The organism is Streptomyces sp. NRRL F-5630 (assembly GCF_000719475.1).
Lineage (GTDB): Bacteria > Actinomycetota > Actinomycetes > Streptomycetales > Streptomycetaceae > Streptomyces.
This window is the reverse complement of sequence record NZ_JOGO01000029.1, coordinates 16,078-38,257: the sequence shown is the minus strand read 5'-3', so window position 1 is coordinate 38,257 and position 22,180 is coordinate 16,078. Positions and strand designations below refer to the sequence as shown.

Below are 22,180 nucleotides of genomic sequence, written 5' to 3'. Positions count from 1 at the left end.
ATCCGAACAGGAGGGGCGGTCCACACCATGGAATTCGCGGCGGGAGCACGCCTTGAAGTCCGGATCACCGCGTCTGACGTGGGCAAACGGGTCACCGTGCGGAGTGTCGCCGAAGAGGCCGCTCCCGGGGCCGCTTTCACGGACACGGTGGGCATTCTCACATCCTGGGAGGAGGGCGTGCTGCTCGTGACCCGGCGGGACGGGACGCGGGTGCGGCTCGCGGAGGAAGCCGTGGTCGCGGCGAAGACCGTCCCGGCGGCCCCGGCGCGTCGGCGCGGTCCCGCGGCGGACTACGCGGAGCTGGCGGGGGTTCAGGAGCGGGGCTGGCGGGCGGCGGAGCGCGAGGCGCTCGGCGGCTGGCTGCTGCGGGCCTCGGTGGTGGACGGGGCCGGTTTCACGCGGCGCGCCAACTCCGTGCTGCCGCTCGGGGACCCGGGGATGCCGCTCCCGCTGGCCCTCGACCGGGTGCGGGAGTGGTACGGGGCGCGGGGGCTGCCCGCGTACGCGCAGCTCGCGACCGGTGCGGGGGACACGCAGGAGGTGCTGGCCGCCGAGCTGGAGGCGCTCGGGTGGCGGCGCGAGGTGTCGGCGCTGGTGATGGTCGGCGCGCTGGCGCCGCTCGCCGAGCTGGGGCCCGAGCCCGTGGGTTCCCTGGCCGTCGCGGCGCCGGTCGCCGAGGGGCCGGAGGCGGTCGATCCGGGGGTGCGGCTCGGCAGGACGCCGGACGAGGCGTGGCTGAGGCGGTACCACCGGGCGGCGGGCCAGGAGTCCGGCGGGGTGCCGGAGGGGGTGCGGGCCGTGCTGGCGAGCGGGCCCTCGCCGTGGTTCGCGCGCATCGACGCGGCGGACGTCCCAGCGGGCGGGGGCGGGGAGGGCGTGGAACCGGCCTCCGGGGGCGGGGGTTTCGCACATACGGGCACGGGGGTGTCCGGGACCGCCGGGGTGCCGGACGCCATCGGCCGGTGCGTCGTGGACGGACGGTGGGCCGGGTTCGCCGCGGTCGAGGTGGCCCCGGAACAGCGGCGGCGCGGGCTCGCGCAGCGGGTCATGGGGGCGCTCGCGCGGACGGCGCTCGCGGAAGGCGCCTCGGCGGCGTGGCTCCAGGTCGAGCGGGACAACGAGGCGGCGATCGCGCTGTACACGCGGCTCGGCTTCACGGTCCACCACCACTACCACCACTACCGGGCCCCGGAGGCGGCGTGAACCGGGCCGAGCGCAGGGCGCTGTTCGCCGCCGAGGCGCGCGAGGAGCGGCCCTCGCTCTCGCGCCTGTGCCTGCTGCTCGCGGCCGAGGGCGACGAGGAGCTGACCCCGGCGGGCATCGAGGCGGCCGAGGCCGAACTCGACCGGCTCGCGGGCGCGCTGCCCTTCCGTCCCGGGGGCCCGGCGGACTGGGCGCGGGCACTGCGCGAGGTGCTCGGCGCGCGCGAGGGCTTCCACGGGGAGCCGCGCGACTACGCGCGCCTGGAGTCCTCGCTCCTGCACGAGGTGCTGCGGCGCAGGCGGGGGCTGCCGATCCTGCTCTCCGTGGTGTGGATCGAGGTGGCGCGGCGGGCGGGGGCGCCGGTGCACGGGGTCGCGCTGCCGGGTCACTTCGTCGTGGGTCTCGGCGAGCCGGGCGAGGTCCTCGTGGACCCCTTCGGCGCGGGACGGCCCCTGGACCGTGCGGAGGCGGCCGGCCTCGTGGAGCGGACGGCGGGCGGCCCCCTGACGCCTGACCGCCTCTCCCCGGCGGGCCCGCTGGAGATCGTCCGGCGCGTCCTCGGCAACATCGCCGCCTGGGCACAGGCCCGCCCCGAGCGCACGGACGTCGCCCTGTGGGCGGCCGAGCTGGGCCTGCTCCTCCCCTCCCACCCGGCCGGACTGCGCCGCGACCGGGCGCGCCTCCTGGTGCGCCGCGGCGACTACCTGGAGGCGGCGGCGGAGTTCGAGCGGTACGCGGAGGTCGTCGAGGCGGTCTCGGGCGAACTCGCGGAGGCGGTACGAGCCGAGGGCCGCGCGGCGCGGGCACATCTGAACTGAGGCCGCGCGGGTGCCCGTGCGGGTGTGCCCGTGCGGGAGGGGGGTCCGCAGGCGCACCCGGGCCGGGGCCTGCGGCACTGAGGCCCGGTCCGGCGCGAGGTCCCGCCCCCGCGCGGGCGGCCCCGGGCGGCGCCGGACGCGGGCGGAGCGGGAGGCGCCGGGCGACCGGGACGCGACGCGTCTCCCGCTCTACGGGTGACCGGGCTCAGGCCCTCACAGCCACCCCTTCTCGCGCGCGATGCGGACGGCGTCGGCGCGGTTGCGGGCGGCGAGTTTCTGGATCGCCGTGGAGAGGTAGTTGCGGACGGTGCCCTGGGAGAGATGGAGGGCGGTGGCGAGTTCGGCGTTGCCCGCGCCTCCGGCGGCGGCGCGCAGGACCTCCGCCTCGCGTGCCGTGAGGGGGTTGGCTCCCTCGGCGAGCGCCGCGGCGGCGAGGGCGGGGTCGATGACGCGTTCCCCGGCGAGCACCTGGCGCACGGCGGCGGCGAGTTCGGCGGCCGGGGCGTCCTTGACGAGGAAGGCGCTCGCGCCCGCCTCCATGGCGCGCCGCAGGTACCCGGGCCTGCCGAAGGTCGTGAGGATGACGACGCGGACGCCGGGCAGCGCGCGGTGCAGCGCGGCGGCGGCGTCGAGCCCCGTCATGCCGGGCATCTCGATGTCGAGCAGCGCGACGTCCACGGCGTGGGCCCGCGCGGCGGCGAGCACCTCGTCCCCGCGCGCGACCTGCGCGACCACGGTCATGTCGCCCTCCAGGCCGAGCAGGGCGGCGAGCGCCTCGCGCACCATCGCCTGATCCTCGGCGAGCAGGAGGCGTACGGGGGACTGCGTCGTCATGCGGGCAGCTTAGGCGGGTCACCGGGCGGCGCGTCGTCCAGCGGCACGTGGGCGTGCAGGACGAATCCGCCGCGGCGCCCCGCGCGGGCCGGCCCCGTCGTCAGGGTGCCGCCGACCGCGGCGAGGCGTTCCCGCAGCCCCGTCAGGCCGTTGCCGTACGAGGCTCCGGCCGGGCCCTCGCCGTCGTCCTCGACGCGCAGGTCCAGGTATCGGCCCTGGAGGCTCTGGCGGGTCGTGAGGCTCACGTGGCAGGCGCGGGCGCCGCTGTGGCGCACGACGTTGGTGACGGCCTCGCGCAGGACCCAGGCGAGCGCGGCGGCGGGCTCAGGGGGCAGCGCGGGCGCCTCGTCGGGGAGGTGCGCGGCGATTCCGGCGGTGGCGAGGGCGATGCGGGCACCGGCGAGTTCGCCGTCGAGCGTCGGCTGCCGGTAGCCGCCCACGGCGGCGCGGACGTCGGTGAGGGCCTGGCGGCCGACCTGTTCGATCTCGGTGACCTGGCGGGCGGCCTCGGCGGGGTGCGCGGGCAGCAGGCGGCCCGCGAGTTCGCTCTTGAGCGTGATGAGCGAGAGCGAGTGCCCGAGCAGGTCGTGCAGGTCGCGGGCGAGGCGCAGCCGCTCCTCGTTCGCCGCGAGTTCGGCCACGGTCGCGCGGGCGCGGCGCAGTTCCACGGTCGTGCGCACCAGTTCCCGCACCCCCGTCATGGCGAACCCGCCGAGCAGGACGGGGATCACCGTCTCCCAGGCGGGGTCGTGGCCGCGCAGCGGCGGCAGGGCGAGGAGCAGCGCGGCCGAGGCGACGACCGCGTACCGCGAGTACGGCAGCGGCAGCGCGGCGGCGCACGAGACGGCGAAGTACACGAGCAGGACGTACCAGGACTCGCCGAGGCCGAGCGGCAGCGCGACGGCCAGGGCGAGCATGAGGCCGAGCAGGACGAGGGCGCGGAGCGACGTGTACGGCCGGGTGACGTCCCGTACGACGAGCGTCAGGTAGCACGCGACGAACACGAGCAGCCCCGCCCACCCTGCGGCACGCGCGGGGGCTCCGTGGGGGCCGCTGACGAGGTCGTCGAGCGGGTCGATCAGGAAGACGAGCCAGACCCCGATCCACAGGACCTTCCCGCGCAGCGCGCGCCGGTTGCCCGGCGGGCTGCCGAGGAGCGCGGGGCGGGCGAACGGCGCGAGCAGACGTGGAAGGCGGGAGCGGGGCGGGGGTGCGCTGGTCGTCATCGGTGCCGTCACGCCTTCAGGGTGTCCTTGCGGTAGAGCCGGGCGGCGACCGCCGTGAAGAGGAGAAGGTAGCCGACGACGAGGAGGATGTCCTTCAGGTGCGGCGCGCCGCCCGCCTCGACGGACTGGCCGAGCGCCGCGTAGGCGTGGGTCGGGGTCCAGGAGGCGATGCTCTGGAGCCACTGCGGGAAGTTCGTGGTGGGCAGCCACAGCCCGCCCAGCAGGGAGAGCCCGAAGTAGACGAGCATCGTGAGCGGGCGGACCGCGTCGCCCGTCGCGAGGTAGCCGATCGCGACGCCCAGCGCGGCGAAGACGAGGCTGCCCGCCCAGATGAGGCCGAGGAGCGCGAGCCACTGCCAGGCGTCGAGCCGCACGCCCTTGGCGAGCGCGCCGACGACGAAGACGACGACGATCGAGGGCAGGCTCACGACGGCCGCCGAGCCGATCTTGCTGACCACGTAGCCGTGGCCCGGCAGCGGTGTGAGCCGCAACTGCCGCACCCAGCCCTTCTCCCGCTCCCTCGCGATGCGCTCGCTGTTGCCGACGAGCACGGCGGTGAGCGCGCCGAAGGACGCCATCGAGACCATGAAGTACGCGGACAGGCTCAGGTCGCCGACCTTGGCGTCGCCGTTCTGGCCCGCCGTGATGAGGAGGAAGAGACCGGCCGGGTAGAGCACCGAGAAGAAGAGGAACTTCCCGTTGCGCGTGGTCCTCGCGATCTCCAGGCGCAGGAGGGCGAGGGTGCGGGTGAGCGAGGAGCGGGGGACGGTGGCGGGCGCGGGGCGGGCCGGGGCCGTCAGGGGGACCGTGGCGGCGGCGGGTTCGTTGCTCATGCGGTCGTGGCCTCCTCGGCCGTGGTGAGGGCGATGAATGCCTGTTCGAGGCCGAGGCCCCGGACTTCGAGGTTGCGCGGGTAGAGGTCGCCGAGGGCGTACAGGGCGTGCACGGTGGCGTCGGCGTCGTGCGAGGCGAGGCGTACGGAGTGGCCCGAGACGGTGACCTCGGTGAGCCCGGGGAGCGGGCGCAGGCGCTCGGCGAGTCCCGGGGCCGCGGCGGGTTCGAGGTCGAAGGAGATCCGGCGGGCACCGGCGCGCGCCTTGACCTCGGCGGCCGTGCCGTCGGCGAGGAGGCGGCCCTTGTTGAGGACGAGGACGCGGTCGGCGATCGCGTCGGCCTCCTCCAGGTAGTGGGTCGCGAAGAGGACCGTACGGCCGGAGGCGGCCTGTTCGCGCATCGTCGCCCAGAAGGCGTGGCGCGCGGTGACGTCCATGCCGGTGGTGGGCTCGTCGAGCACGATGAGGTCGCAGTCCCCGACGGTGGCGAGCGCGAACCGCACGCGCTGCTCCTGCCCGCCGGAGAGCTTGTTGACCTTCTGCTCCGCGACTCCGGTGAGCCCGGCGACCGCGAGGGTGTCGTCGACCGGGTACGGGCGCGGGTGGAGCCGCGCCGCGAAGGTGACGAGTTCCCGTACCGTCACGTCCTCCATGAGCCCGCCGCTCTGGAGCATCGCCCCGACCCGCCCGGCGGCGAGGGCGCGCTCGGGCGAGCCGCCGAAGAGCCGCACGGTGCCCGCGTCGGGGCGGCGCAGGCCGAGGAGCAGGTCGAGCGTGGAGGATTTGCCGGCGCCGTTGGGGCCGAGCAGCGCGACCGTCTCGCCGGGGCGCAGGACGAGCGAGAGCCCGGCCACGGCCCGCACCTCGCCGTAGCTCTTCGTCACGTCGTCGAAGGCGACGACGGGAGGCTGCGCCGTCACATCACGTGTATCCGTCATGCGGTAGAGGATGGCGCGCGAGCGGGGCGCGGCGGCAGTGGCGCGCGTCGCGACTCGGGGATGACAGATGTCATGCGGCGCCGCGAGGAACGCCCCACCGACCAGCCCCGACGATCAGGCCCGCCCGCGCAATCCAGCCCCTCCGGCGTTCGAGGAGCGGGGGCGCGGGGGCGGAGCCTTTGAAGGGGCCCGCCCGGCAGAGGGCCGAACCCACGACGGGGGACGAGTCCCCCTCAGGACCCGCCCCCCGCCCGTCCCCGACGTCAGCTGGGATTCGTCTTGATCTCCACCGTCCGCTCGGCGGCCGTCTTCCCGCGCAGCGCCTCCCGCAGCGCCCCCACGACGTCCTGGGGGGTCACGGCCGTCTTCTCGCCCGTGCCACGGGTGATGAGCACGCCCTCGAAGGTCGAGCCGTACAGGGTCTCCAGGGCCTTGAGGTCGTACGTGTCGACGAGCTTCCCGCCGACCGCCTTCACGCCGAGGATCTGCGGCAGCGACCGGTCCGGGCCGAACTGGATCGACGCCGTACCGGCCTTGATCGTCACGAGTCCGGACATGGCCGGTTCGGCGAAGTCCTTCATCATGCGGTCGACCTCGGCGTCCGAGATCTCCGGCTTGTGCTCGGTGAGCGGCAGCGAGACGGGCTTGGTGGCCCCCGCCTCGACCTGGTCCCGGTACGCCCGCGCCACGATGTCCATCGACTTGTCGACGTCGAGCGTGCGGCCCGGCTTGCCGTGCACAGGCGTGGCCTTGCCCGGGGAAAACTTGATCGTTCCCTCCCGGAGGCTGCCCGACGTTCCCGCGACCCGGCTCAGCGAGTCGGCGAGCTTCTCCTTGTCGACGGGCATGACCGGGTCGACGACGCGCTCCTTGCCGACGAGCGAGCCGAAGACGGAGACCGGGTTGTAGTCGCTCGTCGCCGCGCCGCGCACGGTCGCCTGAGTGTCGAGCGAGAGCCCCGACTTGTCCGGCTTGAGGCTCACCGCCTTGCCGTCGACGCTGAGCGGCAGCGCGGTGAGGGACCGCTTGGCGAGGGCCGAGTCCAGCTTGTTGACGGCCTCGTCGCGCGTGCCGCCGCCGATGTCCACACCGAGCACGGTGGTGCCCTTGGGAACGTCGGAACGGTTCATCAGGAGGCCCGCCCCGTAACCGCCCGCCGCGATGACGACGACGGCGCCGAGGAGGAGGCCGAGCTTGCTGCGGCCCTTCTTCTTCGGCTTCGCGGACTTCGCGGCCTTCGAGGACGGCTGCTCGGGCCCGGCGGGCGAGGTGACCGGCTCGGGGAACCGCGCGGCGGCTCCCGGGACGGGGAAGGAGGGCGATCCGGCGCCGGGGCCCAGCGGGTCCTGGCGCATCGTCACGCGGTCGCCGCCCTGGTCGCTCTCCCACCGCGGCGGGACGACGGGGAGGCCGCCCGTGAGCGTGTCACCGGAGACCTGACCGGCGGACGCGCCGCCGCTGCCGGGGCCGCCGTTGCCCGGGCCGCCCGCGCCACCGTCGCCGGGGCCGCCCGAGGGGCCGCCGGGGGCGCGGAGCTGCTGCGGGGTGAGGATCGCGGTGTCGTCGACGGAGGGCCACGGCGAACGGGGCGTACCGGGCGCGGGGTGCTGCGCGGTGGTCTCGGCCTCCGAGGCACCGGCCTGCGGGCCACCGCTCCGCGGCCCACCGGCGCGCGGCGTCGCCTGCGGCGGCGCGTCGGCGAACGCCTGCGTGACGTCGTAGGCCCCCGTGCTCCGGCCGCTTTGCGGGGGCTGCTGCCTCCCCGCGTCCCGGCCGAGGGGCGTACCGGCGGCGGGCGTCTGCGCACCGTACCCGCCGGCGGCGGGCGCACTCCCGCCGGAGGCGCCCGGAGCACCGGCCGCGCGGGGAGCGCCAGGCGTGCCGGGAACACCCGCTCCCTGCGTCCCGCCCCCCGGCAGCCCCGCGCCCTCGGTCCCGCCGCCCTGCGACGGCGCCACCGGGCTCGGCGTGTTGCCGCCCCGGGTCCCGTTCTTGCGCGGCGCGAACCAGTCGCTCGGCGGCTTGTCCTCACGCGGCGCGCCACCGCCCGCGGTCTGCCCCGACGCCCCCGCGGGACCGGGCCGCGCGGGCTGCCCCGAGGGGCCCGGCCGCTCGGCGGGCCCCTGGCCGCCGTCCCGCTCGCCCGGGGGCGGCGGCACGGGCGCGGGCCGCGAGCGCTCACGGCCTTGCGGAGCGCCGCCCTGCGGGGGCCCTGTGTCCTCGCCCCGCGCGGCGCGCTCCTCCTTCTCCCTGTCACTCATCGGCGTGCGCAGCACGACGGGCGGGATGGGCCGCGACCCGGGGATGTTGATCTTGATCCGGGTCGTCATGGTCGTCTCGGTCCTGCGCTCCTCGGAGCGACCCGCGCCGGAGGCCGCGGCGTCCTGCGGGGCGGCTGCGCCGTCCTCGCCCTGCGCCGGGGTGCCGTACGGGGGCGTGCCCGAGGGGTAGGCGGCACCGCCGCCGCTCCCCCGGGGGCCGGAGGACGAACTCTCAGTATCACGACTCAAGGCAGGCTCTCCTGTTTGGCTCCACCGCCCGTCACGACCTCCCGCGAGGGGGCTCCCCTGCCGAAGGTGGGGGGTGGCTCGGCGGCGCGCACCACCATACTGGCCGCCGGACGCGCTCCGTCCGGCCCGCGGGCCGAAGTCGGGACTTCCGGGGCTTTCGCGTGAATGGTCAGGTGCGCGCTCACGACTTCGCCGGGTCCTGGACCGGTACCGGTCCGGGTACCCCGTCAGGCGCTCGTACGCACCGTTCCGGGACCCGCCCAGCCGCCGGGCCGCCCGCCGGTGGCACAGATCACAGCCACGGCCATGCCGCCGAGCAGGAAGCCGTACGAACCGAGCCCGGCGCCGAAGACGTAGTCGCCCTCGGGGCGTGTCGTGGTGAGCAGTACGACGGCGAGGAGCCAGCCGAGGGCCGGGATCAGGCCGCCCGCGAGGGTGCGGGCGAGCTGGGCACCGCCGTAGCAGAGCCCGGCGAGCGCGGCGAGCGCGAGGGCGAGTCCGCCGGGCGGCAGCGCCGCGTGCACGAGCGCCCCGGCGAGCCCCGTGACGAGGCCGAGCAGGGCGCCGCCCACGTACCCGGCGATGCGCGCGGGCTTGGGCGGCGCGGCGAGGAAGTGTCCCTCGGGAGCGGTGCGCTGGGCGGGGACCTTGGGCTTGTTGCTCATGACTGCGGCTCCCTGGCGGAGGAAGAGGAGGGCGGCACGAGCCCGGCGAAGAGCCCCGCCTCGTAGCCGTCCGGGCCCGGCGGCCCCGCCTCGCCGCGCACCAACTCGTAGTACTCGATGCCGAAGACGGGCTGAGCGAGGTCGTTGGAGAGGGCGAAGAGGGGTTCGGCGACGGTGATCTGGGTGGCGTGGGCGCGCATCGCCGCGAGCTTCGCCGGGAGGTGGGCGCGGGCGTCGACGGCGGTCGTGACGCGCGCGGCCTCGACGACTCCGGGGACGTCGTCGACGGCGGCGAGCGTGGTGAAGGGGCTGTCGGGCAGCGCGCGGCGGGCTTCGGCGAAGGCGGCTTCGGCGACGGGGCGCGGGAGCCGGTTCCAGTACGTCTTGGCGATCGTGTGCGCGGGTCCGGCCTCGGGCAGGCGGCCCGGCGCGGCGGCGAGTTCGGCGGCGCGCATCGCGACGCGGTGGGCCTGGATGTGGTCGGGGTGGCCGTAGCCCCCGTCGGGGTCGTAGGTGACGAGGACGTCGGGCCGCACCTCGCGGATGACCGCGACGAGGTGCCCTGCCGCCTCGTCGAGCGGCGCGGACCAGAAGGAGCCGGGGCGGTCGTTCTGCGGGGCGCCCCGCATCCCGGAGTCGCGGTAGCGTCCCGGCCCGCCGAGGAAGCGGTGGTCGCGGACGCCGAGGGCGGCCATGGCCGCGGTGAGTTCGCCGCTGCGGTACGTGCCGAGCCGGTCGGCGCGGTCGGCGGCGAGGGGGGCGAGCGCGGGCGGGATGATCTCGCCCTCCTCGCCGAGGGTGCAGGTCACGAGGGTGACCTCGGCGCCGCTCGCGACGGCGGCGGCCATCGTGGCCCCGGTGGTGATCGACTCGTCGTCCGGGTGCGCGTGGACGAGGAGCAGTCGCGGACGGGCGTTCTCGGTCATGGCCCCAGCCTACGAGCCCCGCCGGGACGGCACCCCGCCACCCGCCGTGAGCGGAACGGCGGGCCCCCGCACCCGCGCGTGCCCCCCACCGCGCGGCCCCCGCGCCCGCCCGCACTCCGCCCCGGACCCCGTGCTCGCCGTCCGGGTGGCGGTGGCTCAGAACTTGATGTCCCCCAGCATCCCCGCCACGTTGTTCGTCAGTTCCCTGATCGTCGGTGCGATCGAGGAGCCGGCCAGGAAGAAGCCGAGCAGCACGCAGACGACCGCGTGCCCCGCTTTCAGCCCCGACTTCCTGACGAGCAGGACGACGATGATCAACATCAGGACCACCGCCGAAATCGAGAGCGCCACGGCGGCTCACCTCCCATGCTCGCGAACTGCGGAGAAGTCTCCCGGCGGTCGGCGCCGGGAGTGCGAACGCACGGGAACAGCGCTGTCCCCGGGCACCCGCTTCGCACGGCGGACCTGCACCCACCTTGCGCTACGGATCATAACTATGAGTGCCTGAGCATGAGTCGTCGCACCGGAGCATGAGGGGCGCACCGTCCGCCAACCGGGCTTCTAGGCTGGGGTCATGACAACGGAGTCCCTGAGTTTCCCCCGCCAGTACGCGCGCAGTCAGCGCTTCACCCTCGGAGCGCCACGCTCCCTCACCGTCGCCCCGGACGGCTCACGGATCGTTTTCCTTCGTTCCAGGTCAGGGACTGATCGGTCGCAGATGCTCTGGGTTCTGGACGTGACCGAGGACGGCAAGAGCGCGGAGCGGCTGCTCGCCGATCCGGCCGCGCTGCTCGGCGCGGGCGGCGAACGGCTCTCGGCGCGGGAGCGCGCCCGGCGTGAGCGGGCCAGGGAGAGCGCGACGGGGATCGTCGGGTACGCGGGCGACGCGGCCCTCACGACGGCGGTGTACGCGCTGTCGGGACGCCTGTGGACGACGGATCTGCGCTCCGGGGCGAGCCGCGCGCTCGCCGTGCCCGGACCGGTCATCGACCCTCGCCCCTCGCCCGACGGCTCGCGGATCGCCTACGTGTCCGAGGGCGCCCTGCGGCTCGTGGACGCGGACGGCAGCGGGGACCGGGCTCTCGCGGCCCCCGAGGAGGCCCAGGTCACCTACGGGCTCGCGGAGTTCGTCGCGGCCGAGGAGATGGGCAGGACGCGCGGCTTCTGGTGGTCGCCCGACAGCGCGCGGCTCCTCGTCGCGCGCGTCGACGAGTCCCCCGTGCGGCGCTGGTGGATCGCCGACCCGGCGCACCCGGACCGCGAGCCGGCCTCGGTCGCCTACCCCCGGGCCGGCACGCCCAACGCGGACGTGCGGCTCTTCCTCCACGACCTCGAAGGGGGCCGCACCGAGGTCGTGTGGGACCGCGCGCGCTACCCGTACCTCGCGCGCGTGCACTGGTCGGCCGCCGGGGCGCCGCTGCTGCTCGTGCAGTCCAGGGACCAGCGCGCGGTCCTCTACCTCGGTGTGGACGAGGAGAGCGGCGCGACGCGGATGGTGCACGCGGACGAGGACCCCGACTGGGTGGAGCTGCGCGAGGGTTCCCCCGCCTGGACGCCGGACGGCAAGCTCGTACGGATCGCGGACGAGGGCGGGGCGCGGGTCCTCGCGGTCGGCGACCGGCTCCTGACCGGCGGGACGCTCCAGATCCGCTCGGTGCTCGACGTGGGCGCCGACGACGTGCTGGTCTCGGCGTCGGCCGGCGCGGAGGCGGCGGAGCGCGAGACCGGCGAGATCCACGTGCACCGCGTGAGCGCGCTCGGCGTCCAGCGGGTCAGCGAGGGCCCGGGGGTCCACTCGGCCGTGCGCGGCGGCCCGCTGACGGTCCTCACGAGCGCGACCACGGACACCTGGGGGACGGCGTACCGCGTGCTGCGGGACGGCGAGGAGATCGCGCGGCTCGCCTCGTACGCCGAGACGCCGGGGCTGACGCCGCGCCCGGTGCTCACGACGGGGGGCGCGCGGGAGATCCCGTGCGCGGTGCTGCTGCCGTCCTGGTACCGCGAGGAGGAGGGGCCGCTCCCCGTCCTCATGGACCCGTACGGGGGCCCGCACGGCCAGCGCGTCGTGGCCGCCCGCAACCCGCACCTGACCTCGCAGTGGTTCGCGGAGCAGGGCTTCGCCGTCGTCGTCGCCGACGGGCGCGGCACGCCGGGCCCCTCGCCCGCGTGGGAGAAGTCGGTGAACCGCCGTCTGACGCTGAGCCTGGAGGACCAGGTCGAGGCGCTCCACGGTCTCGCGGACCGCTTCCCGCTCGACCTCACGCGCGTCGCGATCCGGGGCTGGTCCTTCGGCGGCTACCTCGCCGCGATGGCGGTGCTGCGCCGCCCCGACGTCTTCCACGCGGCCGTCTCCGGGGCCCCCGTGACGGACCTGCGGCTCTACGACACGCACTACCAGGAGCGCTACCTCGGCGACCCCGCGGCGGAGCCGGAGGCGTACGCGCACAACTCACTCGTCACCGACGAGGGCCTCTCCGAGGCGCGCGAGCCGCACCGCCCGCTCCTGCTCGTCCACGGCCTCGTGGACGACAACGTCGTCGTCGCGCACGGGCTGCGCCTGTCCTCGGCGCTCCTCGCCGCGGGCCGCCCGCACGAGTTCCTCCCGCTGAGCGGCGTGACGCACATGACGCCGCAGGAGGAGGTCGCGGAGAACCTGCTGCTCTTCCAGGTCGACTTCCTGCGCCGCTCACTGGGGCTCAGCGCGCGCGACTGACGGGCACGGGGGCCGTCGCCGCCGGCTCCTCGGCGGCGGCCCCGCTGCGCGCGGGCGTGCGCAGCAGCGCGAGCACGGCGAGCCCGGCGAGGACGTAGGCGAGGGTGCTGGCGAGCGAGAGCTGCACGCGCGGTGTGCCGCTCAGCGCCCCGTCGAAGCGCTCCTGGCGCAGGGCCACGGAGAGCCTGACGAGCCCCCAGGCCAGGAGCATCGCCCCGGCGGCGGTGCCGAGCGCGCGCCCGGACCGCGCGCGGGCCGCGCAGGCGATCCCGGCGGCGAGGGCGAGCAGCACGAGCGCGGCGGCCCACCAGGGCTGGGGGGTCGCGAGGAGCGTGAGGGTCGTGCTGCGGTTGCCGAGCAGGGCGCCCCGGTAGGCGGCGGCCCCGTAGTCCCCGGCGCGCACGGCCTCCCAGACGGCGAGGAGCCCGGCGGACAGCAGCAGGACCACGGCGGCGGTACGGGCCGTGGGCGGCCTGTCCCCGCGCGGGCGCCGCACGGCGAAGGCGCAGCCGAGCAGGAGCACCCCGAGCAGCAGCCCCGCGAGATCGGTGACCCGCGCGAGTCCCCGCGGCCCCTCCCCCGCCCACGGCCCCGTCCAGGGCTGCGCGAGCAGCCAGGAGGGCGGCAGCCGCACGACGAGCGCGCAGGCGCCGACGGCGGCGAGCGCCGGGGCGGCGGTGCGGGGGGCTCTGACGCCCCGTACGGCGCCCCACACGCCGAGCACGAGCAGCACGGCGTCCCCGAGCGAGGTGACCTGCACGGAGCCCCCGCCCCAGGCGGACGGCGAACCGGCCCACAGCCACCAGACCCTGCCGGGATGCCAGTGGGCGACGGAGAGGTCCCGCACGGCCCACACCAGACTGCCCAGCGCGAGCAGCGCGCAGGCGAAGACCCCGGCCCACCGCGCACGTCCACCCGAAACACGCCCCATGCGCCCAAAGGTGCCACACAGGCGCGGGGCGGCATCGGCCACCAGACGTCCCACCCGCACCTCGCCCCCCGGTCGGAGCCCTGCGGCGAGGCAGGAGCGGAGCCCCGGGGACCGAGCAAAAACCGGCCGGGGCGGCAAGAGCCGCCCCGGCCGGTCCAAACGGCACCCGCACGGCCGTACAGGAAGAAGCTTCCCCCGTCCGTATATCGGAACGACGTCCGCCGGGTTGCCTGCGTGTTAAGCCCCTGCCGTACCCGTTCACTCGGTGGGCACGATCCGCTTCTCCTCCGCGAAGTGGCAGGCGGAGGGGTGTTCCGCCAGGATGCCGCGTCCCCTGAACCACTCGGGGACCGCGAGCACCGGGTCCTCCACCGCGCACTTCTCCTGCGCCTTGAAGCACCGCGTCCTGAAGTGGCAGCCGCTCGGCGGGTCGGCGGGCGAGGGCACGTCCCCGGTGAGGATGATCCGCTCGCGGTGCTCGCGGTGCGTGGGGTCGGGGACGGGGACGGCGGAGAGGAGCGCCTGCGTGTAGGGGTGCGTGGGGTGCTCGTAGATCTGCTCGTCGGTGCCCGTCTCGACGACGCGGCCGAGGTACATGACGGCGACGCGGTCGGAGATGTGCCGGACGATCGAGAGGTCGTGCGCGATGAAGACGTAGGAGAGGTCGAACTCCTGCTGGAGGCGCTCCATCAGGTTGATGACCTGCGCCTGCACCGAGACGTCGAGGGCCGAGACCGGCTCGTCGGCGACGATGATCTCGGGGCGCAGCGCGAGGCCGCGGGCGATGCCGATGCGCTGGCGCTGGCCGCCGGAGAACTGGTGCGGGTAGCGGTTGATGTACTCGGGGTTGAGCCCGACGACGTCGAGCAGTTCCCGCACGCGCTTGCGCCGGTCCCCCTTGGGCGCGACCTCGGGGTGGATGTCGTAGGGCTCGCCGATGATGTCGCCGACGGTCATCCGGGGGTTGAGCGAGGTGTACGGGTCCTGGAAGACCATCTGGATGTTGCGGCGCACGGCTTTGAGCGCCCGGCCCGACAGCTTGCTGATGTCCTCGCCCTTGTAGCGGATCGTGCCGCTCGTGGGCTCCTCCAGGTGGACGAGCATCTTGGCGACGGTCGACTTGCCGCAGCCGGACTCGCCGACGATGCCGAGGGTCTCGCCGCCCCGCAGGTCGAAGTCGACGCCGTCGACGGCCTTGACGGCGCCGACCTGGCGCTTGAGGACGACACCCTGGGTGAGCGGGAAGTGCTTGGCGAGGCCGCGTACTTCGAGGATCGCCTCACCGGCCGCGTAGGCGTTCTTCCGGTGCGCCGCGGACATGAGCCGTTCGGCCTCGCGCCCCTCGCGCCTGGCCTCCCGGCGGCTGCCGTGCTCATCGCGATGCATCGAGGGTCTCCTTCCAGTAGTGGCAGGCGCTGGCCCTGGTCGGCGAGACCTCGTAGAGCGGCGGGTCGTCGTGCAGGCAGCGTTCGCGGGCGCGCGGGCAGCGGGGGTTGAACGAGCAGCCGTCCGGGATGTGCAGGAGGTTGGGCGGCAGCCCCTTGATCGCGTACAGCTCGCGGCCCTTCCGGTCGAGGCGCGGGATCGACTGGAGCAGCCCTTCGGTGTAGGGGTGCGCGGGAGCCCGGTAGATCTCGTGGACGGGCGCGGTCTCGACGATGCGGCCCGCGTACATGACGGCGATCTTGTCCGCGACGTCGGCGACGACGCCGAGGTCGTGGGTGATGAGGATCAGGCCCATGTGGTACTCGCGCTGGAGTTCCGCGAGCAGGTCCATGACCTGGGCCTGCACCGTCACGTCGAGGGCCGTGGTGGGCTCGTCCGCGATGATCAGCTTGGGTTCGAGGGCGAGCGCCATCGCGATCATGATGCGCTGGCGCATCCCGCCGGAGAACTGGTGCGGGTACTGGCGCACGCGTTCCTTGGCGGCGGGGATGCGGACGCGTTCCATGAGCTCGACGGCCTTGGCGCGGGCGTCCTTCCGGGACAGGCCCTGGTGGACGGTGAACATCTCGCCGAGTTGCTGGCCGACGGTGAGGACGGGGTTGAGCGAGGAGAGCGCGTCCTGGAAGATCATCGCGATCTCGGCGCCGCGCACCCTGCGCCTGCGGTCCTCCTTCATCCTCAGCAGGTCCTGGCCCTCGAAGAGGATCTCGCCGGAGGGGATGCGGCCCGGCGGTGTGTCGAGGATGCCCATGATCGCCTGGGCGGTGACGGACTTCCCCGAGCCCGATTCGCCGAGCACGGCGAGGGTCTCGCCCGCGTCGACGTCGTAGCTGACCCCGTTGACGGCCTTGACGACGCCGTCCCTGGTCGCGAACTCGACGTGCAGGTCTCGCACTTCCAGCAGCATGGCGGGCTCCTCAGCGCAGCTTGGGGTCGAGGGCGTCGCGCACCGCGTCGCCGAGCATGATGAAGGCGAGCACGGTGATCGCCAGGGCCCCGGAGGGCCACAGGAGCATGTGCGGGGCATTGCGCACGTTCCCCGAGGCGTCCGAGATGTCGATGCCCCAGGAGACCGTGGGGGGCCGGAGCCCGACGCCGAGGAAGGACAGGGTGGCTTCGAGCGCCACGTACGTGCCGAGCGCGATCGTCGCGACGACGATGACGGGCGCCACGGCGTTCGGCGCGATGTGGCGGAGCAGCATCCGGGTGTTGGAGGCGCCGAGGGCGCGCGCGGCCTCCACGTAGTCGTTCTGCTTCGTCGTGATGACGGAGCCGCGGGCGATGCGGGCGATCTGCGGCCAGCCGAGGAGCACGATGAAGCCGACGACGGGCCAGACCGTGTTCGAGGTGACGACGGAGAGCAGGACGAGGCCGCCGAGGACGACGGGGATCGCGAAGAAGATGTCGGTGAGGCGGGAGAGGATCGAGTCCCAGAAGCCGCCGAAGAAGCCCGCGAGCCCGCCGAGGATCGAGCCGAGGATCGCGACGCCGAGGGTCGCGCAGACGCCGACGGTCACCGAGGCGCGGGCGCCGTAGACGGTGCGGGTGTAGACGTCGCAGCCCTGGTTGGTGAAGCCGAAGGGGTGTCCGGCGCGGGCGCCCTTCTGGGCGTCCGAGAGATCGCACGTGAGCGGGTTGCCCGAGGCGATGAGGGACGGCCAGATCGAGATCACGATCAGGAAGAGGATGATCAGCGCGGAGATGATGAAGACCGGGTTGCGCCGCAGGTCGCGCCAGGCGTCGGACCAGAGGCTGCGGGGTTTCTCGCGCGGGTCGCCGCCCTCGGGTTCCTCGCCGACCAGGCTGCCGCCCTCACCGGTCGCGAGGGCCGTCGCGCCGCCCTGGCCGACGGCGCCGACCGCCTCGTCGGCGGGCGGGAGGTGGTTCTCCGGCTCCGGCTCGGACTCCGGAGTGGGCTCGGGCTCACGCATAGCGAATCCTCGGGTCGAGAACGGCGTAGAGAAGGTCGACGAGGAGGTTGGCGATCAGGAAGACGAGGACGAGGACGGTCACGAAGCCGACCACCGTCTGCGTGTTCTGCCGCAGGATGCCCTGGTAGAGCTGGTAGCCGACGCCGTGGATGTTGAAGATGCGTTCGGTGACGATCGCGCCGCCCATGAGGGCGCCGATGTCGGTGCCGATGAAGGTGACGACGGGGATGAGCGAGTTGCGCAGCAGGTGCCGCACGATGACGCGGTGGCGCGGCAGCCCCTTGGCGACGGCGGTGCGGACGTAGTCGGAGCGGCGGTTCTCGGCGATCGAGGTACGCGTCAGCCGGGTGACGTAGGCGAGCGAGACCGAGGCGAGCACGAGTCCGGGCAGGATCAGTTCGCCGAAGGGGGCCTCGGCGGACACGGCCGGTCGGATCCAGCCCCACTTCACGCCGAGGAGCAGCTGGAGCAGCAGGCCGGTGACGAAGGTCGGCACCGAGATCACGACGAGCGTGAGGATGAGGACGCCCGTGTCGTCGGGCCTGCCGCGGCGCAGTCCGGTGAGGACGCCGAGGCTGATGCCGATGACGATCTCGAAGATGATCGCGATGATCGTGAGCCGGATCGTGACCGGGAAGGCGTCCCCCATCAGGGCGAGGACGGACTCGCCGTTGAAGGCGGTGCCGAAGTCCCCGGTGAAGAGGTTGCCCATGTAGGTGAGGTACTGCTGCCACACGGGCTTGTCGAGGCCGAGGTCGTGACGGAGCTGGCTGGCGGTGGCCGGGTCGCACTGGCGGTCACCGCACAGGCCCGCGATGGGGTCGCCCATCACGTTCACCATCAGGAAGATCAGCAGCGTGGCGCCGATGAAGACCGGGATCATCTGGAGCAGACGCCGGATCACATAACGTCCCATGGACAGCTCCGGGATTGGGGGCGCGGGCCCTGGCGGGTGGGGGCGGGAGGAGGGGCGGCGGCCACGGGGCCCGGGGGCGTACGGGCGGCGGGGCGGGCCGGGAGGGCGTACGGCCGCGGGCCGGGGGCCGGGAGGGCGGCGTACGGCCGCGGCGGCACGGGGGCCGCGCGGCCCGTACGGGTGAACGCCGACGCCCGGCGCACGGGGAGTGCGCCGGGCCGGCGGGACACCCTTCGACGGCCGGGGCCCTCCGGCCGTCAGCTGACCTTGATCTCGTTGTAGACCGGGACGCTGAAGGGGTTCAGGGCCACGTGCGAGAGGCGGTCGGAGTAGCCGGCGTTGCCGTTCTGGTACCAGAGCGGGATCGCGGCCATGTCGTCGCGCACGACCTTCTCGGCGTCCTGGAAGGTCGTCACGGCCTTCTTGGTGTCCGTCTGGGCGTTCGCCTTGTTGACGAGGCTGTCGAACTTCTTCGAGCTGTACTTGCCGTCGTTGGAGGAGGCGTCGGTGTAGTACAGCGGCTGGAGGAAGTTCTGGATGAGCGGGTAGTCCATCTGCCAGCCGGCGCGGAAGGGCCCTGGCATCTTGTGCTGGCCGATCTTGTTGCGGAAGTCCGCGAAGGTGCCGGTCGGGTCGCCCACGCACGCCTTGTCGTTGCCCAGGGCATTGTTGATGTTGTTGCAGACGGCGTCGACCCACTCCTTGTGGGAGCCGGTGTCGGCGTTGTAGCCGATCCTGACCTGGCCGTTCGGGATGCCGCCCGCGCCCTCGATGAGCTTCTTCGCCTCGGCCGGGTTGTAGTCGCAGGCCGCGCCGCACAGCCCCGGCTTGTACCCGCCGTCCGTGCCGAGCACGGGTGAGGTCCAGTCGGTGGCGGGGGTGCGGGTCTTCTGGAAGATCGTCTCGGTGATCTGCTTGCGGTTGATCGCCATCGACAGGCCCTTGCGCAGGTCCGCGCTCTTGGGTCCGTCCCACGCCTCGTCGTAGAAGGGGAAGGCGAGGGTCTGGATGATCCCGGCCGGCTGGTTGATGTACCGGTTGCCGAGGTCGTTCTTGACGTTCCGGAGCTGGTTGGCCGGGATGTCGTCGGCGAGGTCGAGGTTCCCCGCGGTCAGGTCCGTGTAGGCGGTGTTGACGTCGGTGTAGACCTTGAGGTCGACGCCGTTGTTCTGCGCCTTGTCGCTGCCGGGGTAGCCGTCCCACTTGCGGAGCTGCATCTGCGAGCCGCGCTTGTACGACTCGATGGTGTAGGGGCCGTTGCCGACGGGCTTCTTGAGCCACTGGGCGTGGTTGTCGAAGAAGGACCGGGGCAGCGGGGCGAAGGCCGCGTAGCCGAGGGTCTCGGGCCAGGTCGAGAACTTCTGGTTGAGCCGCACGGTGAAGGTGCGTGCCCCGGTGACCTTGAGCCCGGAGAGCGTCTGGGCGCTGGCCTGCCCGGACGAGGGGTGCACCTTGTCGTATCCGTCGATCTGGCCGAAGAAGTACGCGTTCTTCTGGTTGTTCTTCAGGTTCGCGCCGTAGTTCCAGGCGTCCACGAAGGACTTGGCGGTGACCTTCTCGCCGTTCGAGAACGTCCAGCCGCTCTTGACGGTGATGTCGAAGTTCTGGGAGTCCTTGGTATCGATCTTCTCGGCCAGCATGTCCTCGGCCTTGCCGGTCTTGGGGTTGTACCGCTTGAGACCCCGGAAGACCAGGTCGAGGACCTTGCCGCCCTGCACCTCGTTGGTGTTCGCCGGCTCCAGGGGGTTCTGCGGATCGCCCCACGAGGCGCGCACGATGCCACCGCCACCACCGCCGCCCCCGCCACCACCGCCACCGCCACCGCCGCCGCAGGCCGTCGCGGCCAGCGCGACGACCGCCGCCCCCGCGGCCCATTTCGCGTGCGTGGCTCCTCGCATCGGTGCCTCCTCGTGAGCGTCATATCGCACTTAGTGCCTCATACCATCGCATAAGGTACAAGCGCGCACGACGAGCTGAGCCGGGTGAGTCACAGGAGAGGGCGCGGCCGGAGGGGGGCCGGGTACGGCGGAGGCCCCGTCACCTCGCGGTGACGGGGCCTCCGGGCCGGACGGGCGGGACGCCTCAGGCGGCGTTCACGACGTCCTTCTCCTCGGCGAAGTGGCACGCCGACTCGTGCGCGGCCGGGATCTCCTTCATACGGAAGACCTCCGGCACCGCGAGGAGGGGCGTCTCCTGCGCGCACCTGTCCTGCGCCTTCCAGCAGCGGGTGCGGAAGGAGCAGCCCGACGGCGGGTTCGCCGGCGAGGGCACATCGCCCGAAAGGATGATGCGCTCGCGGTGGTCGCGCGCCTCCGGGTCGGGGACCGGGACGGCGGAGAGCAGCGCCTGCGTGTACGGGTGCGTGGGGTGCTCGTAGATCTGCTCGTCGGTGCCGATCTCGGCGATCTTGCCGAGGTACATGACCCCGACCCGGTCCGAGATGTGGCGGACGATCGACAGGTCGTGCGCGATGAAGATGTAGGACAGGTTGAACTCGTCCTGGAGCCGCTCCATCAGGTTGATGACCTGCGCCTGCACCGAGACGTCGAGCGCGGAGACCGGCTCGTCGCAGATGATCACCTCGGGGTTGAGCGCGAGGCCGCGGGCGATGCCGATGCGCTGGCGCTGACCGCCCGAGAACTGGTGCGGGTACCGGCTGATGTACTCCGGGTTCAGCCCGACGACGTCCAGCAGCTCCCGCACGCGCTTGCGCCGGTCCCCCTTCGGCGCGACCTCCGGGTGGATGTCGAAGGGCTCGCCGATGATGTCGCCGACCGTCATGCGGGGGTTGAGCGAGGTGTACGGGTCCTGGAACACCATCTGGATGTTGCGGCGCACGGCCTTCAGGGCGCGACCGGACAGCTTGGTGATGTCCTGGCCCTTGTAGAAGACCTCGCCCGCGGTCGCCGTCTCCAGCGTCATGAGCAGCTTCGCGACGGTGGACTTGCCACAGCCGGACTCGCCCACGATGCCGAGGGTCTCGCCCTGGTAGAGGTCGAAGGAGACCCCGTCCACGGCCTTGACCGCGCCGATCTGGCGCTTGAAGACGATGCCCTGCGTGAGCGGGAAGTGCTTCTTCAGGTTGCGCACCTGGAGGATCGGCTCCCCGCGCCCGACGTTCGCGTCGAGCGCGGCGACGGCCTCCTCCTCGGAGGACGCCTCCACCGTCTCCACGGCGGAGACGTTGGGGGCGGCGTCCGCCTTCTTCTGCTCCGGCTTCTCAGCCATTGACCGTCTCCTTCCAGAAGTGGCAGGCGCTGCGGCGGCCCGCGAGCGGCTCGCCGTCGGGGCCGAGCACGTCCACCAGCGGCGGGCGGTCGGTGCGGCAGATGTCCTGCGCCATGGTGCAGCGGGGGTTGAAGGCACAACCCTCCGGGATGCGGAGCAGGTTCGGCGGCAGGCCCTTGATCGCGAAGAGTTCCTGCCCCTTCATGTCCAGGCGGGGAATCGACTGGAGCAGCCCCTTGGTGTAGGGGTGGGCCGGGTTCCTGTAGATCTCGTGCACGGGCGCGGTCTCCACGATGCGGCCCGCGTACATGACGGCGATCTTGTCCGCGACGTCGGCGACGACGCCGAGGTCGTGGGTGATGAGGATCAGGCCCATGTTGTACTCGCGCTGGAGCTCCGCGAGCAGGTCCATGACCTGCGCCTGCACCGTCACGTCGAGCGCCGTGGTGGGCTCGTCGGCGATGACGAGGTCGGGCTCCAGGCAGAGCGCCATGGCGATCATGATGCGCTGGCGCATCCCGCCGGAGAACTGGTGCGGGTAGTCGTTGACCCGCTGCGCGGCCGCCGGGATCTTGACCTTGTCCATCATCTCGATGGCCTTGGCCTTGGCGTCCTTGCGGGACAGCCCCTGGTGCACCCGGAACATCTCACCGAGCTGGTAGCCAACGGTGAGGACGGGGTTGAGCGAGGAGAGCGCGTCCTGGAAGATCATCGCGATCTTCTGGCCGCGGATCTGCCGGGCCTCCTCGCGGGACATCTTGAGCATGTCCTTGCCGCGGAAGAGGATCTCGCCCTGCGGGACCTTGGCGGGGGGCATGTCGAGGATGCCCATGATCGCCTGGGCGGTGACGGACTTGCCGGAGCCGGACTCGCCGAGCACCGCGAGGGTCTCGCCCGGGCCGACCGTGTAGTTGACACCGTTGACCGCCCTGACCACGCCCTCGCGGGTGTGGAACTCGACATGCAGGTCGCGCACGTCCAGGAGCGGGGCGCCCTCGGCGCCGGGTTCGCGCGGGGAGGGGACGGTGTCCGGAGTGGAATCGATGATGGTCACGAGCGTCT

The 22,180-nt window shown here is 73.5% G+C and carries 19 protein-coding genes; 3 read left to right on the top strand and 16 right to left on the bottom strand.

From position 1 onward, the window contains the following. Positions 1–27 precede the first annotated feature (27 nt). Positions 28–1,203 (top strand): GNAT family N-acetyltransferase, encoded by a 1,176-nt coding sequence (locus tag IF99_RS0115695; RefSeq protein WP_030997115.1) that lies wholly within the window; start codon positions 28–30, stop codon positions 1,201–1,203. Further along, positions 1,200–2,021, top strand: a complete 822-nt coding sequence (locus tag IF99_RS0115690; protein ID WP_030997114.1) for a transglutaminase-like domain-containing protein — start codon at positions 1,200–1,202, stop codon at positions 2,019–2,021. Before IF99_RS0115695 ends, IF99_RS0115690 begins: the two co-directional genes overlap by 4 nt. A gap of 213 nt (positions 2,022–2,234) precedes the next feature. Here the strand turns inward: IF99_RS0115690 and IF99_RS0115685 are convergent, their stop codons facing one another. From IF99_RS0115685 to IF99_RS0115650, 8 genes are all read right to left on the bottom strand, one after another. Continuing rightward, complete coding sequence (locus IF99_RS0115685) at positions 2,235–2,855, bottom strand: response regulator transcription factor (protein WP_030997113.1); 621 nt, start codon at positions 2,853–2,855, stop codon at positions 2,235–2,237. Further along, positions 2,852–4,081: a sensor histidine kinase gene (locus IF99_RS0115680; RefSeq protein WP_030997112.1), complete on the bottom strand. Its 1,230-nt coding sequence runs from the start codon at positions 4,079–4,081 to the stop codon at positions 2,852–2,854. The genes IF99_RS0115685 and IF99_RS0115680 overlap by 4 nt, the downstream gene beginning before the upstream one ends. Positions 4,082–4,089: 8 nt before the next feature. Continuing rightward, positions 4,090–4,914, bottom strand: coding sequence for an ABC transporter permease (locus IF99_RS0115675; RefSeq protein ID WP_078655108.1), 825 nt, complete (start codon positions 4,912–4,914; stop codon positions 4,090–4,092). After that, positions 4,911–5,852: an ABC transporter ATP-binding protein gene (locus IF99_RS0115670; protein ID WP_030997110.1), complete on the bottom strand. Its 942-nt coding sequence runs from the start codon at positions 5,850–5,852 to the stop codon at positions 4,911–4,913. The genes IF99_RS0115675 and IF99_RS0115670 overlap by 4 nt, the downstream gene beginning before the upstream one ends. 263 nt (positions 5,853–6,115) lie before the next feature. Further along, positions 6,116–8,362, bottom strand: a complete 2,247-nt coding sequence (locus tag IF99_RS32350) for a hypothetical protein (RefSeq protein WP_030997109.1) — start codon at positions 8,360–8,362, stop codon at positions 6,116–6,118. A 227-nt stretch (positions 8,363–8,589) separates the two neighbouring features. Further along, entirely contained in the window at positions 8,590–9,027 is a 438-nt protein-coding gene (locus tag IF99_RS0115660; protein WP_030997108.1) for a DUF6113 family protein, read from the bottom strand. Then, positions 9,024–9,953 carry an N-acetyl-1-D-myo-inositol-2-amino-2-deoxy-alpha-D-glucopyranoside deacetylase gene (mshB, locus tag IF99_RS0115655; protein WP_030997107.1) on the bottom strand — a complete coding sequence of 310 codons (930 nt, stop codon included), beginning with the start codon at positions 9,951–9,953 and terminating at the stop codon, positions 9,024–9,026. The genes IF99_RS0115660 and mshB overlap by 4 nt, the downstream gene beginning before the upstream one ends. 156 nt (positions 9,954–10,109) lie before the next feature. Next, positions 10,110–10,304 carry a DUF2304 family protein gene (locus IF99_RS0115650; RefSeq protein ID WP_007822441.1) on the bottom strand — a complete coding sequence of 65 codons (195 nt, stop codon included), beginning with the start codon at positions 10,302–10,304 and terminating at the stop codon, positions 10,110–10,112. Positions 10,305–10,527: 223 nt separating this feature from the next. Between IF99_RS0115650 and IF99_RS0115645 the strand changes: the two genes are divergently transcribed. After that, positions 10,528–12,666, top strand: coding sequence for a prolyl oligopeptidase family serine peptidase (locus IF99_RS0115645; RefSeq protein ID WP_030997106.1), 2,139 nt, complete (start codon positions 10,528–10,530; stop codon positions 12,664–12,666). Here the strand turns inward: IF99_RS0115645 and IF99_RS0115640 are convergent. From IF99_RS0115640 to IF99_RS0115605, 8 genes are all read right to left on the bottom strand, one after another. After that, a complete protein-coding gene (locus IF99_RS0115640; RefSeq protein ID WP_234340714.1) occupies positions 12,650–13,597 on the bottom strand; it encodes a hypothetical protein in 948 nt (315 codons plus the stop codon). The two genes, IF99_RS0115645 and IF99_RS0115640, sit on opposite strands and share 17 nt — an antisense overlap. A gap of 258 nt (positions 13,598–13,855) precedes the next feature. Further along, positions 13,856–14,983, bottom strand: coding sequence for an ABC transporter ATP-binding protein (locus IF99_RS0115635; RefSeq protein WP_030997104.1), 1,128 nt, complete (start codon positions 14,981–14,983; stop codon positions 13,856–13,858). Beyond that, entirely contained in the window at positions 14,970–15,950 is a 981-nt protein-coding gene (locus IF99_RS0115630) for an ABC transporter ATP-binding protein (protein WP_030997103.1), read from the bottom strand. Before IF99_RS0115630 ends, IF99_RS0115635 begins: the two co-directional genes overlap by 14 nt. 10 nt (positions 15,951–15,960) lie before the next feature. Beyond that, positions 15,961–16,974 (bottom strand): ABC transporter permease, encoded by a 1,014-nt coding sequence (locus IF99_RS0115625; protein ID WP_030997102.1) that lies wholly within the window; start codon positions 16,972–16,974, stop codon positions 15,961–15,963. Then, positions 16,967–17,890, bottom strand: a complete 924-nt coding sequence (locus tag IF99_RS0115620; protein WP_030997101.1) for an ABC transporter permease — start codon at positions 17,888–17,890, stop codon at positions 16,967–16,969. The genes IF99_RS0115625 and IF99_RS0115620 overlap by 8 nt, the downstream gene beginning before the upstream one ends. A gap of 257 nt (positions 17,891–18,147) precedes the next feature. Beyond that, the gene (locus tag IF99_RS0115615; protein ID WP_030997100.1) at positions 18,148–19,788 is read right to left on the bottom strand and encodes a peptide ABC transporter substrate-binding protein; all 1,641 of its coding nucleotides are present in this window, start codon (positions 19,786–19,788) and stop codon (positions 18,148–18,150) included. Between the two features lie 184 nt (positions 19,789–19,972). Next, complete coding sequence (locus IF99_RS0115610; protein ID WP_030997099.1) at positions 19,973–21,118, bottom strand: ABC transporter ATP-binding protein; 1,146 nt, start codon at positions 21,116–21,118, stop codon at positions 19,973–19,975. After that, complete coding sequence (locus IF99_RS0115605) at positions 21,111–22,172, bottom strand: ABC transporter ATP-binding protein (RefSeq protein ID WP_030997098.1); 1,062 nt, start codon at positions 22,170–22,172, stop codon at positions 21,111–21,113. Before IF99_RS0115605 ends, IF99_RS0115610 begins: the two co-directional genes overlap by 8 nt. Positions 22,173–22,180 lie beyond the last annotated feature (8 nt).

Coding starts and splice junctions, on each gene's coding strand:
- IF99_RS0115695 (WP_030997115.1), top strand. CDS start 28: ATGGAATTCGCGGCGGGAGCACGCCTTGAAGTCCGGATCACCGCGTCT.
- IF99_RS0115685 (WP_030997113.1), bottom strand. CDS start 2,855: ATGACGACGCAGTCCCCCGTACGCCTCCTGCTCGCCGAGGATCAGGCG.
- IF99_RS0115680 (WP_030997112.1), bottom strand. CDS start 4,081: ATGACGACCAGCGCACCCCCGCCCCGCTCCCGCCTTCCACGTCTGCTC.
- IF99_RS0115675 (WP_078655108.1), bottom strand. CDS start 4,914: ATGAGCAACGAACCCGCCGCCGCCACGGTCCCCCTGACGGCCCCGGCC.
- IF99_RS0115670 (WP_030997110.1), bottom strand. CDS start 5,852: ATGACGGATACACGTGATGTGACGGCGCAGCCTCCCGTCGTCGCCTTC.
- IF99_RS0115660 (WP_030997108.1), bottom strand. CDS start 9,027: ATGAGCAACAAGCCCAAGGTCCCCGCCCAGCGCACCGCTCCCGAGGGA.
- mshB (WP_030997107.1), bottom strand. CDS start 9,953: ATGACCGAGAACGCCCGTCCGCGACTGCTCCTCGTCCACGCGCACCCG.
- IF99_RS0115645 (WP_030997106.1), top strand. CDS start 10,528: ATGACAACGGAGTCCCTGAGTTTCCCCCGCCAGTACGCGCGCAGTCAG.
- IF99_RS0115640 (WP_234340714.1), bottom strand. CDS start 13,597: ATGGGGCGTGTTTCGGGTGGACGTGCGCGGTGGGCCGGGGTCTTCGCC.
- IF99_RS0115635 (WP_030997104.1), bottom strand. CDS start 14,983: ATGCATCGCGATGAGCACGGCAGCCGCCGGGAGGCCAGGCGCGAGGGG.
- IF99_RS0115630 (WP_030997103.1), bottom strand. CDS start 15,950: ATGCTGCTGGAAGTGCGAGACCTGCACGTCGAGTTCGCGACCAGGGAC.
- IF99_RS0115625 (WP_030997102.1), bottom strand. CDS start 16,974: ATGCGTGAGCCCGAGCCCACTCCGGAGTCCGAGCCGGAGCCGGAGAAC.
- IF99_RS0115620 (WP_030997101.1), bottom strand. CDS start 17,890: ATGGGACGTTATGTGATCCGGCGTCTGCTCCAGATGATCCCGGTCTTC.
- IF99_RS0115615 (WP_030997100.1), bottom strand. CDS start 19,788: ATGCGAGGAGCCACGCACGCGAAATGGGCCGCGGGGGCGGCGGTCGTC.
- IF99_RS0115610 (WP_030997099.1), bottom strand. CDS start 21,118: ATGGCTGAGAAGCCGGAGCAGAAGAAGGCGGACGCCGCCCCCAACGTC.